The 15,005-nt window shown below is 37.9% G+C and carries 13 protein-coding genes and 2 pseudogenes; 9 read left to right on the top strand and 6 right to left on the bottom strand.

The window, feature by feature from the left end:
• The first annotated feature begins 3 nt into the window (after positions 1-3).
• The 6 genes from sctJ to PR800_RS08925 all read left to right on the top strand — a co-directional run bounded on the left by sctJ (position 4) and on the right by PR800_RS08925 (position 3,605).
• Positions 4-753 carry a type III secretion system inner membrane ring lipoprotein SctJ gene (gene sctJ / locus PR800_RS08900; RefSeq protein WP_166266122.1) on the top strand — a complete coding sequence of 250 codons (750 nt, stop codon included), beginning with the start codon at positions 4-6 and terminating at the stop codon, positions 751-753.
• Positions 737-1,294 (top strand): hypothetical protein, encoded by a 558-nt coding sequence (locus PR800_RS08905; protein WP_102138748.1) that lies wholly within the window; start codon positions 737-739, stop codon positions 1,292-1,294. The genes sctJ and PR800_RS08905 overlap by 17 nt, the downstream gene beginning before the upstream one ends.
• Positions 1,266-1,916 (top strand): hypothetical protein, encoded by a 651-nt coding sequence (locus PR800_RS08910; RefSeq protein ID WP_272530596.1) that lies wholly within the window; start codon positions 1,266-1,268, stop codon positions 1,914-1,916. The genes PR800_RS08905 and PR800_RS08910 overlap by 29 nt, the downstream gene beginning before the upstream one ends.
• On the top strand, positions 1,906-2,385 hold the full coding sequence (locus tag PR800_RS08915; RefSeq protein WP_102138746.1) for a hypothetical protein: 480 nt from the start codon (positions 1,906-1,908) through the stop codon (positions 2,383-2,385). Before PR800_RS08910 ends, PR800_RS08915 begins: the two co-directional genes overlap by 11 nt.
• Positions 2,386-2,703: 318 nt before the next feature.
• On the top strand, positions 2,704-3,132 hold the full coding sequence (locus PR800_RS08920) for a winged helix-turn-helix domain-containing protein (protein WP_166266229.1): 429 nt from the start codon (positions 2,704-2,706) through the stop codon (positions 3,130-3,132).
• A 26-nt stretch (positions 3,133-3,158) separates the two neighbouring features.
• Positions 3,159-3,605 (top strand): YbaY family lipoprotein, encoded by a 447-nt coding sequence (locus PR800_RS08925; RefSeq protein ID WP_102138745.1) that lies wholly within the window; start codon positions 3,159-3,161, stop codon positions 3,603-3,605.
• A gap of 16 nt (positions 3,606-3,621) precedes the next feature.
• Here the strand turns inward: PR800_RS08925 and PR800_RS08930 are convergent, their stop codons facing one another.
• Entirely contained in the window at positions 3,622-4,083 is a 462-nt protein-coding gene (locus PR800_RS08930; RefSeq protein WP_166266128.1) for a MarR family winged helix-turn-helix transcriptional regulator, read from the bottom strand.
• 108 nt (positions 4,084-4,191) lie between these two features.
• Between PR800_RS08930 and PR800_RS08935 the strand changes: the two genes are divergently transcribed.
• Entirely contained in the window at positions 4,192-6,015 is a 1,824-nt protein-coding gene (locus PR800_RS08935; RefSeq protein WP_272530597.1) for an FUSC family protein, read from the top strand.
• Positions 6,016-6,059: 44 nt separating this feature from the next.
• On the opposite strand, the gene norR is transcribed toward PR800_RS08935, so the two are convergent.
• Positions 6,060-7,574 carry a nitric oxide reductase transcriptional regulator NorR gene (norR, locus tag PR800_RS08940; protein ID WP_102138742.1) on the bottom strand — a complete coding sequence of 505 codons (1,515 nt, stop codon included), beginning with the start codon at positions 7,572-7,574 and terminating at the stop codon, positions 6,060-6,062.
• Positions 7,575-7,754: 180 nt separating this feature from the next.
• On the opposite strand from norR, the pseudogene norV reads away from it, so the two are divergent.
• Positions 7,755-8,951: pseudogene (norV, locus tag PR800_RS08945) on the top strand (anaerobic nitric oxide reductase flavorubredoxin); the annotation flags it as partial.
• A gap of 59 nt (positions 8,952-9,010) precedes the next feature.
• On the top strand, positions 9,011-9,673 hold the full coding sequence (gene ytfE / locus PR800_RS08950; RefSeq protein WP_272530599.1) for an iron-sulfur cluster repair protein YtfE: 663 nt from the start codon (positions 9,011-9,013) through the stop codon (positions 9,671-9,673).
• Between the two features lie 70 nt (positions 9,674-9,743).
• On the opposite strand, the gene PR800_RS08955 is transcribed toward ytfE, so the two are convergent.
• The 4 genes and pseudogenes from PR800_RS08955 to PR800_RS08975 form a co-directional block, all read right to left on the bottom strand.
• Positions 9,744-11,114 carry a class-II fumarase/aspartase family protein gene (locus PR800_RS08955; protein ID WP_102138740.1) on the bottom strand — a complete coding sequence of 457 codons (1,371 nt, stop codon included), beginning with the start codon at positions 11,112-11,114 and terminating at the stop codon, positions 9,744-9,746.
• Positions 11,115-11,128: 14 nt separating this feature from the next.
• Complete coding sequence (locus PR800_RS08960; RefSeq protein WP_102138739.1) at positions 11,129-12,685, bottom strand: PTS transporter subunit EIIC; 1,557 nt, start codon at positions 12,683-12,685, stop codon at positions 11,129-11,131.
• A 183-nt stretch (positions 12,686-12,868) separates the two neighbouring features.
• Positions 12,869-13,609 carry a MurR/RpiR family transcriptional regulator gene (locus PR800_RS08965; RefSeq protein WP_102138738.1) on the bottom strand — a complete coding sequence of 247 codons (741 nt, stop codon included), beginning with the start codon at positions 13,607-13,609 and terminating at the stop codon, positions 12,869-12,871.
• A gap of 297 nt (positions 13,610-13,906) precedes the next feature.
• A pseudogene (locus PR800_RS08975) lies at positions 13,907-14,874 on the bottom strand (fimbria/pilus outer membrane usher protein).
• Positions 14,875-15,005 lie beyond the last annotated feature (131 nt).

The following is a 15,005-nucleotide window of genomic DNA, read 5'->3' on the forward strand; positions in this document are numbered from 1 at the left end:
ACCATGAATATTTTAAAGAAATTTATCTTGATTGGGTTTATTAGCTTCTTAGTAGGTTGTGATAACCAGTTATTACTCAGTCAGTTAAGCCAACGACAAAGTAACGAAGTATTAGCCATACTACAAGAGCATGGTGTTGAGGCTACGCGTAAACAAGATAATAAAAGTGGGGATTCCATTCGCGTTCAACCTAGTGATTTTGTTATTGCAGTAGATTTACTGCGTCAATATAACTTACCATCAAAAGAACCAATAGAAATCATTCAAGCATTCCCCGGTGATTCTTTGGTGGCATCGCCACAAGCAGAACGTACTCGTTTACTTTCTTTAATTGAACAACGCCTTGAGCAATCACTGCTCACCATTCCCGATATTATTAATGCTCGAGTTCATGTCAGTTATCCATTGAATGGTAATAATCCGACCAAGCAAATACAAAATGTATCTAGCTTGGTTACCTATTCTGGAAGTGAAGATCCTCAGATGATGATGCATAAAATTAAACTGTTTCTAACAAACAGTTTTGCTGAAGCAAATTACGATAATGTCTCCGTTGTCGTCGTCAACCGGCCACCATTGCAATATCAAATTAAATCAGAACCGGAATATACTTTTAATCCAATCATAATCAGCTCAATTATCGCTGCGATTATCATTCTGTTGACTATTTTACTATTACTGTGGCGCCAGCTAAGTAACAAAAAACCGGCAACTAATCTAGTGGAGAAACCTGCTGATGACAGCGCTGAATAACCTACTCATTGCACAAGGAAACATTTTCCTCGCCCCAGGCTGCTATTTCCATAGCGAATTTAATGGGGTCGGATATAACGACTTTCCTCCTTTACTGCAACGTAAACATAACCAGCAATTGATTCTGCAATACTCATTGCCTTTACCCAATGAGAAAACCCCCTTATTACCCAAAATATTATCTGAACATTGGGCTTTACTACCGGAGGTGGCGTTAGGCTTAGGGGTTCTGTTACACGCCGAACCTCTCCCTTGGTGGGTTGAACTTTCCAAATACCGTGTATTACATACACGATTAAGTCGCCCACTTTGGCAGTCAGAAAATCAACCCACGACTTCACCACAGGTATTAACGGCCCTTGGAGCACAACAATTATTGATGTGTTTAGCCCCCTTTGGCGCCGCTTACACTCTTCGAGCTAAATATATGTTTAGCCTTGAAACTCAGCAACTTATACCTTCATCGGTAAAAACGATGCTACCTTGGAATACTATTGAAGAAACATGTCGATATGTCAGAGAAAACACCCCCAAATGTTAAACAGACGATGTCTGAGAAAGTCTTGATCAAATACCAAGCATTGAGTGCCGATAGATACCACAAAACTATCACTCAATATGCTCAAAAAAAGGCAAGTGAACATTACCAACAAGCAGAACAACAGCAAGAAGCGCTCTACCAGACGGCTTATCAACAAGGCTATAACGACGGTATCAAACAATTATTAACGGATTTTATTAATGCGATAGAGACCAGTGAAATTCAGTACCAAGAAAATACCAGTCAAAGCAAAGAGCAGCTGATGAAAATATTGAATGATATTTTTGGTGATAACCATCTACAAGAGGCGGTTGCAGCTTATTTTAAAAAGCAATACGCAAAAATAGCCAATACTACATTACACCTACCTGCGAAAATGCAAGCTCGTATTGCCAAAGGTGGTTCTGATATGAAAATTTCAACCACTGCTGATAACACAATTGCCTTAGAGGTTGATAATAAAATTACCTATTTCTCCCCTATTACTGCCTCTAAAAATATTATTCCTCATGTATTTTCTGTTCCAACACAATGCAACATTTTAAAAATGCATAGAAAGGCCTATCAAAACTTGATAGCAACAATAAATTCAATACAGGAAGAACACAAAGATGCTGACTGATCTACAAGCTAAGGTTATCACTCCTCAACACAATGAATCTCAAATTCATCCTGAGAATACTCAAAGTAAAATGAATTCATTATGGCAAGGAAAAAACATGGAACGCCAAAACACGTATCAATCCAGTGAAAAAATAGATCTATCCCCTAAAGAAATAAATAAAATTAACAAATTTATTGATGAGCTTAAATCAAAAGGGGATGACAAAATATTTTTTTCTCATGTATTTAAGACTATGATTACATTGGGTAAAGATGAAAAACAAAACTTTATTGCGGGTGTTAGCCAAACATTACAGTCATCAAGTGATCCTGAACTCTCCTCACTGAATAAAAAATTTAAGCGCTCACTCAACCATTATATGTCTATCAGTTTGATGAGTATTCCTCTTAACAACCAAATTCGTCATAATATGACTAATATTAGTTTAGAAGGGAATGATGATGAGGAAGACGAATTACTAATCTGATAATCAGCTCCCCTACCATTCTCATCTTACATTTATTATCCCTCGACTAATATTTATAGGTTTAGTGTATTTTATTAATATTCTAAGCCTATTTATTTGGTAAAAATAAGAAAATATAAAAAATACAAATAAAAATTGATATATACAACCTCCGAATATAGTTTAAATTCACCTCATCAAAACATATGAGTCCAATATCAAAAAACGATTTTATTTTTTAAATATCTTATCCAGCTTCGCTTTTTGTATTGACATATATTTCATCGATAATCAGGATAGATATAAATTATGACCGATTTATCAACAGTACAAAATTTTATGAATAATATTGACTATAATGAAAAGGAATCAATGATCCTCTTATCTGGGAATGTCGTATATGACCCACTGAAACGAACTCTCTCTCGTGAAAAAAATGTCGTTAACCTTTCCGAAAATGAATCATGCCTGCTTAAATTATTATTAATAAAAACAAATAGCAAAAGAGAAGTCATGTATGAAATCTGGGAAAAAAGAGGCACGATCGTGACTGAAAGTAGTTATTACAAGCTTGTCAGGCAACTGCGACAATCCTTTAAAAAAGTCGATCTTGATGAAAATTTAATTATGACTTTACCTCGTATTGGTATTTTATACACCGGAGAAAAATCAGAAATGCCGATACTCTCTAAATATGACACAAAAAAAAATATTTATTCCTATATACGATATTTTCTTCAAAAAATGTTTATTCGTTCATCACTATAATTAAATTTTGCTAAAGAGAAATTTTAATGTTAAATATTAACTCCGTTCTATCAAAAAAACATTTTTTTTCATTATTCATAATTTTTATGACCTTCATGCTATCTGCTTGCAGTAATACTTTAATGAATTACTTTACTCATACCCCCACTTACCATATCAGTGGTAATATTTATTCACACTCTTACGATATTCCTGAAAATGCTATAGTTACGCTGTCATTGACCTCAATACAACAAAATGAAAACAGTGCAAAGTCTAATCTGGATTACAGTTTCAAAACACAAAGCACAGGACGTAGTATCGCATTTACAGTCACTCTTCCTGAAGAATTTCAATCCAAACGATATACCTTAGGAATGAGTGCACGAATTGAAAAAGATGGTGAATTAATCATGATGAGTAATAAACTCAGCCCCATACCTGAGAATTTATCTGAAGTAGTATTACTTCCTGTGTCCACGATTCAGCCATAACGTTGGTTACTCAACCTCACTCAGTTGGTTCTTCTAATAAACGCGGAAAATCTGCCACTGAGCTTTCAATGGCTCGCTTTGCCAAACTGTCTAATGCGTTAAATAACTGCTCAGCCTCTAGCTCTGGCAAGTCTGCTGATAAATAATCATTCCACTTATCTAGTTTACAATTTAGCTCATTCACAATCGTTCTGCCGAGGGGGGTCAACGAAACATGATAAACCCGTTTATCGACTAAGCTATTCGTTTTAGCAACCCACTCCTTAGCTAAAAATTTGCTCACACCTCGAGTTGTTACTGATTTATCCACAACCATCGCTTTGGTGATTTGCTCTAGGGTTGATGCATCATTTTGATGAATATGTAAAATCATCAAACACTCAATTGCATTGATACCGTAAGGCTCTCCCATCCATTTCATATAATGGTGAGCTGCCCGGCTAATCACCCCAAATACTCGAGCCTGTTCTGTACGCATAACGCCTCTTTAGTTGATTTTATCAACCAATTAGTGAATAATCACACTGACTTTAGTTGATTTTATCAACTAAATACCTTTTTAACACGCCAAATTCACTCATATTCTATGTCACAAATAATAAGTTTACTGAATTTCTTGGGATTTAACCCAGCACGCTTTCGCTTTGCTGCTATTACTGCTTGTGCATCAATTGCCGCGTTGTTTATCGCGCAATACTTAGAGTTGGTTCATCCTCAATGGGCAGCCATGACTGTCTGGGCTTCTGCCCAACCTTGGCGTGAAAATTTACTGGAAAAAAGTTGGTGGCGTTTTGCAGGAACGGTCTTTGGTGTACTTGCCGGCGTCGTTTTGATTCAACTTCACCTTATTCACCCATTACTATTTATTATAGGGCTCGCGAGTTGGTTAGGTATTTGCAGTGGTATTGGCCAATTACAAAAGGGCTTTGTCGCTTATGGCACTTTTCTAGCGGGTTACTCCGCTGTGATGGTGAGCATGTTGAGCGTTCACATTACTGACAATTTATTTATGGTCGCTTGGGATCGGCTATGGACGATTTTGGTTGGCGTTCTCTCAGCCGTGATTTTCAATTTTCTTTTTACGCCTAAGCGTGAGCAAGATAATGTCATTACTCTTAAAAATCAAACCGATATGCTCTTCTTCCAAATATTACATGACTCACTCGAGAAAAAGCGCCCAATTAAGCAACACGAGATCGACCACCTTTGGCAAACCATGGCAAGCTATGAAGAAATTTTAGAAACTCACCGTATTGGTTGGCGTTATCACCGTAAACAAGTCGCTAAAGCGCGTCAAAAACTCATGTTTCAGAGCCAAATATTATTACACTTAGATAAATACCAACCTATTGCTCCTTTCTATTTTCCTGCGCAAGAGCCAACAGATACTCAATGGAAACACATTTTGTCATTGTGTCCTAATGGGGTACTTAAAATGCTGTTAGTCCCGCTTTACTATGCTACTTTTGGTAAATCAATCAAGAAGATAAATAAAACCGACAAATTAAAACTCCATCAAGATAAAATTTCAGCGTGGCATGCCTTCTCTCGTTCTTTTATGGCTATCGCTGTAGTTGGCTTGTTATGGCTATGGACGCAGTGGCAAGTATTGGCTTATCTTACTCTCGGTCTTTCGGTAATGTTGGCTCTATTCGCCTCCCTCGATTACCCCGCTAAATTCATGAAAAATATTTTCACAGGCCAATTGTTTGGTGCTATTGCTGCGTTAATCTGTACATGGTACTTATGGCCTTTTGCCTCTTCATCATGGCAGATGACCTTTTTCATTGTTCCAGTGATTATTAGCGGTGTTGTTATTTTTTCCTATAACCGCCTAATTTTAATTGCTTTTGACTATATTATGGTTTCTTTAATTTTACTCCAACCAAGCTATCCTTTTTCTCTGTCACTCCCTCAAAGTATAGGTAATGCCATTGCAATAGTTTCAGGCCCATTAGTTGCAATGGCTGCTTTCGCGTGGATTTATCCAACCAACCCAACCAAACGTTACCAGCAATTAATTTATCTATCTGAGCAGCAATTTAAATTAGGGGTAACGGCTTTAATTCAAGGAAATAAACCTTCCACAACGCAATTTATGCACCGTTTATTTAGTGGATTATTGCTAGCAAAAAAAGCAAATCTCCCTCACTCGCCTATATTTGATTTTTTTATAACTCGACAAAGTATTTGGTTGTATCTACTTATTTTGCACAAGCAATTTGCACACCACGCATCAAAGAAAAGAGCCCTTATTGCGCTTGAAAAACGTATTCAACAAAACCACGTTGATTTAAAGAAAATCTCTATATTATTTCGGCATTTACAGCGTAACGAAAATAATAATAAGGAACTTGAACAGCTTAAGAAATATGTAAAACTCTATATGGAAAAGAAACATTGCCAATAAGATAAGTATTCATGAGTACTCCTGATAAAACAGGTATTAATGTTTTATTTCAGACCTAACCGTTTAGCTAGTCGATGTAAGTTAGCAATATCTAAAGATAATTCTCTGGCACACGCAGACCAATTATGGTGGCTTTTTTCCAGTACCTGTGTAATAAGCGTACGCTGAAAGTCATCCGTTGCTTCACGTAAGTTTTTAGTTAGCGATACGGCTTTTTGTGACGCTTCCGTTAATTCATGTTCATTATCATCAAAAATAAAATATTGAGGCTGTAAGATAATTTCACCCGTATCACTTGAAGCACGAGCAAGAACAATGGCACGATGAATCGCATGCTCCAATTCACGCACATTGCCTGGCCATGAATAGTTGAGTAAGTACCGTTGTAATGATGAATTCAGTACCACACGGGATAAACTAAAACGCTGACGATATTGCTCACAAAAATACCCCGCTAATAAAATAATATCGTCTCCGCGCTCCTTTAATGGAGGAACAAATAGAGGAAATACGCTTAAACGATGAAATAAATCGGCCCTAAACCGACCTTCTAACACTTCTTCGCGTAGATCACGGTTAGTTGCCGCTAACACACGGACATTAACACGTAAACTACGGTCATCACCGACTCGTTGAATATCACCATATTGCAATACTCGCAGTAATTTTGCCTGTAACGCTAATGAGAGCTCACCGATTTCATCTAAAAATAAGGTACCATTATCCGCCATTTCAAATTTACCACTACGGTGGCTAATTGCCCCAGTGAAAGCACCTTTAACATGGCCAAATAATTCACTTTCCGCCACACTTTCAGGTAATGCCGCGCAGTTTAAATAAATAAGAGGGTGAGCCGCTCGAAGGGATTTCTCATGGATAGATTTAACAACTAACTCTTTTCCTGTTCCCGTTTCCCCGCCAACCAGAACATTTAATTCTGACGCTGCAACAATATCAATTTCCTTTTTTAATTGCTGCATACGAAGAGATAAACCAATAATTTCAGTTTCTCCTGAAGGTTTAAATAGTACGGGGTTATTCGGCAATATATTTTGGTTTTCAAGCTGTTCAATAAGCAATGCATTATTTAATGCACCTGCGGCTAATGCGGCAATTAATCTAAGTGACTCATCACTAAATGCATCAAATTGATCAGGCTCCATGCCATCTAATGTTAATGCGCCGATAAGATTTTGCCCCGCATATAAGGGTAAGCCGACACAAGCATGAACTTTTAGGTGCTGATGATGAGGAATTAACCCATCATATGGGTCAGGGAGCTGGCTATCAGCGGGAAAACGCACAACATCACCGGCTCTTGCAATGGCCTCTAGCCGGGGGTGCCCCGCCAAAGAGAAGCGGCGACCTAAAACATCAGCCATTAATCCGTCTATTGCTAAAGGAATAAATTGGCCTGATTCATAGCGTAATAACGCACAAGCATCGCACCCCAATGATTGCCTTAGCGTGGTAATCAAACGCTGAAAACGATCTGAATGCCCCATACCATCTTGTAATTCTATTGCAATCTTTGCTAGTGCCTCAACAGAAAAGCCCATGCCCATTCCTCATAGTCAATTTGACAACAATTATAGTCTTAATGACCATGATTAACATAGTCATTATGACCATAGATTATAATGATTTATTTTAATTTAATTAAAAATCAATATATTAAATATTGGCATGAATATTGATTATGTCTTCTTATACTTTAAAAAATACAGGACAAAATTAATATGGCGATTCATGTAAAAAATAACATTCATTGGGTGGGGCAACGTGATTGGGAAGTACGTGATTTTCATGGAACAGAATATAAAACGTTAAAGGGAAGTAGCTATAATAGCTATTTAATCCGTGAAGAAAAAAATGTCCTCATTGATACTGTCGATCATAAATTTAGCCGTGAGTTTGTTGAAAATTTACGCTCACAGATTGATTTAAGTGATATTGACTACATCGTTATTAACCATGCTGAAGAAGATCACGCTGGCGCATTAACTGAATTAATGCGCTTTATTCCGAATACCCCAATCTATTGCACCGCCAATGCCATTGACTCAATTAATGGTCACCACCACCATCCTGAATGGAATTTCAAGATCGTTAAAACAGGGGATACACTCGATATAGGTAATAATAAGCAATTGATCTTCATTGAAACGCCAATGCTACATTGGCCTGATAGCATGATGACTTATCTTACTGAAGATGCAGTACTTTTCAGTAATGATGCTTTCGGGCAGCACTATTGTGATGAGCGATTATTTAATGATGAAGTCGACCAAAATGAGTTATTCGAACAATGCCAACGATATTACGCGAATATTCTTACCCCATTTAGCCGCTTAGTAACTCCAAAAATAAATGAAATTTTAGGCTTTAACCTACCCGTCGATATGATCGCGACATCTCACGGAGTTGTATGGCGTGATAATCCAAATCAAATCATTGAATTGTATTTGAAATGGGCAGCAGATTACCAAGAAGATCGCATCACTATTTTCTACGATACCATGTCAAATAATACCCGTTTAATGGCAGATGCGATCGCTCAAGGCATCAATGAAGCCGACCCTAATGTCGCAGTTAAAATATTTAACGTTGCACGCAGTGATAAAAACGACATTATTACTCATGTTTTTCGCTCCAAAGCGGCTTTGGTCGGTACCTCAACCATGAATAATGTCATGATGCCCAAAATAGCAGGTATGCTTGAAGAAATTACAGGCTTACGTTTTTTAAATAAAAAAGCCGCTGCTTTCGGAAGTTTTGGTTGGAATGGTGGCGCCGTTGACCGTGTTCAAACACGTTTGATGGATGCCGGTTTTGATACCGCATTATCTTTAAAAGCAAAATGGAAGCCTGATTCAAAAACATTGGATGACTGCCGTGAATATGGGCGCAATATTGCTCGTCAATGGGCGCTATCTGCATAAATTTATTTAGAAAAAAGCGTCAGAATTTTATGATTTTTTAGAGGATAACTCATATGCAATTTAGAGATAAAACACTTGGGCAACTCGCATTATCTATTCCTAGAGCCTCATCGTTGTTCCGTCAATATAATATGGATTACTGCTGCGGTGGAAAACAAACACTCAGCCGAAGTGCAGAAAAATTAAACTTAGACATTGACCAGCTAGAAAGTCAATTACTTGAGTTATCAACAGAAACCTTCGAGAAAGATTGGCGAGAAGCGCCACTCAGTGACATTATTGATTTCATTATTGTTCGTTATCATGATAGGCACAGAGAGCAATTACCTGAACTTATTCTACAAGCACAAAAGGTTGAACGAGTTCATGCAAACAAACCAACCGTACCAACAGGGCTATCAAAATACTTAGAAGCATTACTGGAAGAATTGACTAGCCATATGATGAAAGAAGAACGTGTTTTGTTTCCTATGATAAAAAACGGAATGGGCAAAAACGCAGCCGGCCCAATCAGCGTTATGGAACAAGAACACGATGATGCAGGTGATATATTAGAGGCAATTAAAGGTATTACCAATAATGTTACACCGCCACCAGAAGCCTGCACCACCTGGCGTGTACTATATAATGGTATCAATGAATTGATTGATGATTTGATGAATCACATTAACCTAGAAAATAATTTATTATTCCCAAGAGCACTCGCTGGCGAATAAATAAATAAGGGGCTATCTATATAATAGACTGCCCCTTGTTTTAAACATTTTTAATAGATACTAAAAATACCTATTTGTACTGTTGTTTAATTTCTTGTGCCGTGGTTAGTCCACGTTTTGCTTCTTTTTCTGCAATTTCAACGGATAGCCCGATATAAGATCTCGGGTCAAGCATTGCCTTAATTTCTTCATGACTGAATGCCGCTGATATCACACTGTTTTTGGTTAAATTAGTATAGAAATCTTCACCATCCGCTGCCGTTTTAATGGCTTCTTCATACAGGAGGGAATGCGCTTTATCTTTACCCAATTTTTCCGCCATCTTCATCATGACATACTCGGTATTATCTAACCCTTTGTTTCTCAATACATTATGAAGCATTCTCTCTTCATGTGGCACAATCGTCCTCGAAAGCTCCTCGGTTCTTAATAAAATTTCCGTGGTCAATTCCAAAGCTTCTTCGATTAACCCATCAAATAACATATAAGAACTACTATCACCTTCATAAGGCCTTACAGCGGAATACATACCAACACTCGGTAAGGAATATAATTTCTGCGAGTTAGCAATAATTCCTTTAGCCAATTTTGGATTTATTTTATGGGGCATAGTGCTACTACCCACAGTTCCTTTGGTAAATCCTTCAGAGACCTCTGCAATTTCTTCTAACGTTGTGCTATAGACTTCTTCACCAATTTTATGACAAATATTCGCCATCAACGCTAAATTTGCCATATATTCAAGCTTATGTGTGCTCAAGTTTCTGGATGGCACTTCCATGGCTTCCATCCCAACCAGTTCAGCGACACGTTTTTGTACTGCCATACCAACACCAGGCATTGAGTTAAATGCACCAACTGCACCACCCATCATGATAGTGAAAACGCGTTTTTCACACTCTTTCATGCGTTGATAGCAATCAATGAAATCGCTGATCCACACCGAAACTTTATAGCCGTAGGTGATAGGGATGGCATGACGTCCATGAGTTCTTCCCGGCATCACCATATGTTTAGTTCTTTCGGCTAAACCTGCTAAGTTTTCGATGATTTCACCCAGTAACAACATAAATTTATGGTGTACAGTTTTCATCATATAGAGCTGTGAACTTTGCTGAATATTTTGCGTGGTAATTCCATAATGGATATATTTACCGCTTTCTTCAGAACACGCATTCACTAAAACTTTCAAGAAAGGTACAAAGCCATGGCCTATTTTTTGGTAAATACGGCTCATTTCTTCAAAATCGATATTTTCGATTACGGCCTTTTCTTTAATTTCATCTGCCGCTGATTGAGGAATAAATCCCAGTTCCGCTTGAGCTTGAGCCAACATGGATTCAAACATTAACCAAGTAGAATATTTTGCCTCATCAGACAATAAGTTTTTAATTCCACGGTCATCAATAGTTTTACTTTTAGAATCGTATAATGCTCTCATTTCGTATCCCTTCTTTATTTCTTCATTGCTTCATCAACAGCATTGCGAACGAACTCAACCTTCGGTCCATATACAACATGGACGTGGTTTGCCGATGGAAAGAAGAATGCGGTACATCCTGATTCCAACATTAAATCTTTATCAATTTGGTTCACTTCTCCGACATCAATACGCATACGGGTAATACAGTTATCTACGTTACGAATGTTTTGTTTGCCGCCTAACGCTTGGACTAAAATTTCTGCAATTTCACCATAACGTTTTTCTTTAATTAAGGTATTTTTCAGATTGCTCGATTCTTCGCGACCTGGTGTTTTTATATCAAACTTAATAATGGCCCAGTAGAAAATAAAGTAAGTGACGACAGCTAAACAGCTACCGATAATAACCAAGAAGATCCAGTTAGTATTTTCGTACAGTAAACCAAAAATAGTGAAATCAAATACGGTTCCACGAATATAACCAATACCGACCTCAGCTAAAGAAAGTAATACCGCACCGATACCAACAATAATGGCGTAAATTAAGTACAGTAATGGCGCAATAAATACGAAAGTAAACTCGAGTGGCTCCGTGACGTTACCAAGCATGGCTGTTAATACCATGGTAACCAGCATGGATTTCACTTCTGCGCGGTTTTCTTTCTTCGATGTTTTATAAATAGCAAGGGCAATTGCAGGGAATAGGAATAGTGTGACTAACATTTGTTGCTGTGCCATAAAGCGAGTCAAACTTGGCATCATCGCCCAATATTCACTATCCGGGCCTTGGTTAAATAGCACCTCAGTTAATGCAGGAACAACACCAACAAAGGTTTGTCCGTCAATAACATAAGTACCACCCGCTTCAGTAAATCTAAATAAAACGTTCCATACATGGTGTAAACCAAATGGAATAAATAAACGTTCACCACCTGCGGTAAAAAATGGCCCTACAGGACTTAAAAATACTGAAGAGAGTTTCATTAAACCTTGGACCAATACTTCCCAAATAAATGGTAATAACGCCCCCACCCCAATCATTAATCCTATCATTATAATAGAAACGGATTTTTTCCCGGAAAAGAAAGCAAATGCGGTAGGTAGTTCAAGGTTATAAAACTTATCCGTCGCCCAGGCCGCAATCAAACCGGTAATAATTCCCCCTGCGGCACTGATATTTAAGGTTTGTATACCAAGAACTTTAATTTGCCCCACTTGGCCCATCATTGCAGGGTCTGCAAGCTTACCAGTAAGCACTAACCAAATGTTCATGGTGATGATCAGCGATAAATAGCCGACAACCGACGCGAAGACGGCAATCCCCTTATCTCGATGACTCATACCATAGGCCACCCCCATTGCAAACAGCAAGGGAATATTATCGAAAATTACACCTGCAATTGAACGAATGCTGACAAGTAATGCGTTAACCGTTTCATTACCGAGAAAAGGAAAACGTGCAATCATATAAGTTTGCACTAACGCACCACTGATACCCAATATCATACCTATCGGTGCTAATACACCGATAGGAAGGAGTAATGTTCTCCCAAAGCGTTGAATTGACTCACCAAACTTTCTTCTGGCCATACTATTTCCTTATGACTTCTATTATTAGAATTAAGGGCATACTAGCTTGGGGGTTTTATAAAAGAAATGATGTCGCGGTTTTAAAAATTATCTTAGGTCAGAAATTATGACCTAAGTCATTTATTATAGCGCATTAATGAATGAATCTAACAATAAAAATAGATCAAATAATAAAACAATAATTTAAAGTAGATTTTCTAATTCATTGATAAGTAAATCAACTAATATAAAAAATCCGATTCTGGATTTTGTATCATCCCGTTTGGTATCAAAATTATCAGCAAAACAAAACAGAGTATTATCTGTATAACTGGTTAATTCATTAGTATTAAACGCAGTCATACTAATGATATTTGCCCCTTTTAATTGCACAATTTTTGCTGTTTCAATGATTTTTTTAGTACCGCCAGACAGTGAGATAAAAATGACAGTATCATCTTTGCTAACTAGCCGTGTGAAGGAATCAGATAAGTTATAGTCATTAATGAAAAAGCAATGCAGGCCTAATGCAAATAACAAATGCTCAAGGTAATAACCAACCGCTTTACTCGTTCCTCTTGCCACAATAAAAATATTTCTCGATTTATGCAATATTTTAGCGCAATCATTAATTTGCGCTTCATTAATTAATGTAAAACTTTTATTAATGTTTTTTTCGAGCTGTTTTTTATATGATGAGGGAAGTGTTTTTTCGGTTTTATTTTTCGTTAAAATATAATTATTAATCTGAAATTTAAGCTCTTTAAAGCCACTAAAGCCTAGCTTTTGAGATAAGTTAATGATAACTGTTTTAGACACGAAGGTTTTAGCAACGAGTTCATTAATATTTAAGTAGGGGATATCCGCAATATTATCGGTCAGGTATTTTAAGACTTTTTTTTCACTAATAGTTAAATTGTCGTAGTTTTTTAAAAAATCTAACATATCCCCTCCAATGAACTTACCCAGCCTATAAACGATTATTTTTTATGATAATAAAGTTAATACAGCCATTCAATTGGTTGATTATACGTCAAATTATTATTCTGCGCTGAGTTTAAGAAGAAATTTTGTGAAATGCTAAAGATACTTATCACGAAAGGTGACTTCGATGAGATCTGCGCTCATCCACTTTAAGTGAGTGAGCGCTTGTATATTGCCGCGATAGCTGCCTGCTTTGATTGTTTCAAAATGGTCGTTGTGACCGTTTTATGAAGGGTCGAAACGGAACCGAGTCATCCCCTAGCGCCCTGTAGAAACCTCGTAATTGTACGAGCCTTGGCGCTCCATCATCGGCAGTGAGGAATAGGCTTGAGTAAAGACCGTTTGTTTGTCATCTTCTTCTTCCACCGTCACTTCCATGTCCCCGCCAACCCGCTGGCAGGGATATCACGAATAATAAAACGGCCCGGTGCTACGAACGTTTGGTAAACCACGCCGCCGTTTTGGCGCACGGTGACAGTGGCATTGGTGTTAGCAAACCCTTCCACCACAGGGGCAAACCCTTGCATACTGCTGGGGTCGAGTTGAGGGTTGGATTTTAGCGTTGCCCCTTTCATGGGAATGGAGTCAAAAATATTGCCCCCCGTTGAAATCTCACCGGCACGCAAGGTGGATTTAATCGCGTTAATGGTGCGATAAACATAAGTATTGGTGAAGTTGGAATCACTGTTGCTTGAGTTTCCGCTACTTTTACTGTAGTTGTACAGGTAGCTGGTTCTCAGGCGCCATGCACCGACGTTGATCCCCGCGTTTAAGTTAGCGAATAGGGAATCACTGGTACTGGATTGTTGGTAATGTTGAGCTAACTGACGGTTATTACTGTAGTTAAAGACGTAGTCCATCACTAATGCGGTCACGCCGTCATCACGCAATTCTGGTGGCACATAACCCGCGAAATTAGGCACAATGGCAATTTGTGGCACGGATAAATTCACAGTCAATGTTTGGGCATCGAACGTGGTAGTTGCATCAGCAATATAGTCAGACAGTTTTTCGATCTTAGCCTCTTCGCCAAGATCTCTTAATTTAGGTAATGCAGAGGTATTCACCCCCAGTTTTTTTAGCTCACCTACGGTAAATACAGGGATAATTTGGCCATCGGGCTGTTTATCAAATGCAATATTGAATTCCCCAGAAGGGATCAAATTGACATTGACCATGACATCGTATTCGCCGGGGGTTAAGGTAGTTGCTATTGGCGAAGTCATTTAAATCGAGTTGAGAAACATCAATCCCGCTCCCATGCATTAATAAGCCAGGGTCAAAATATGATTCGGCATGCGAGAAAGAGGGTGCCATTGCATAGCAGCAAAGAAAAATCTCTAATGCAATTATATTT

This window comes from Providencia sp. PROV205 (assembly GCF_028479505.1).
In the GTDB taxonomy this organism is placed as follows: domain Bacteria; phylum Pseudomonadota; class Gammaproteobacteria; order Enterobacterales; family Enterobacteriaceae; genus Providencia; species Providencia huaxiensis.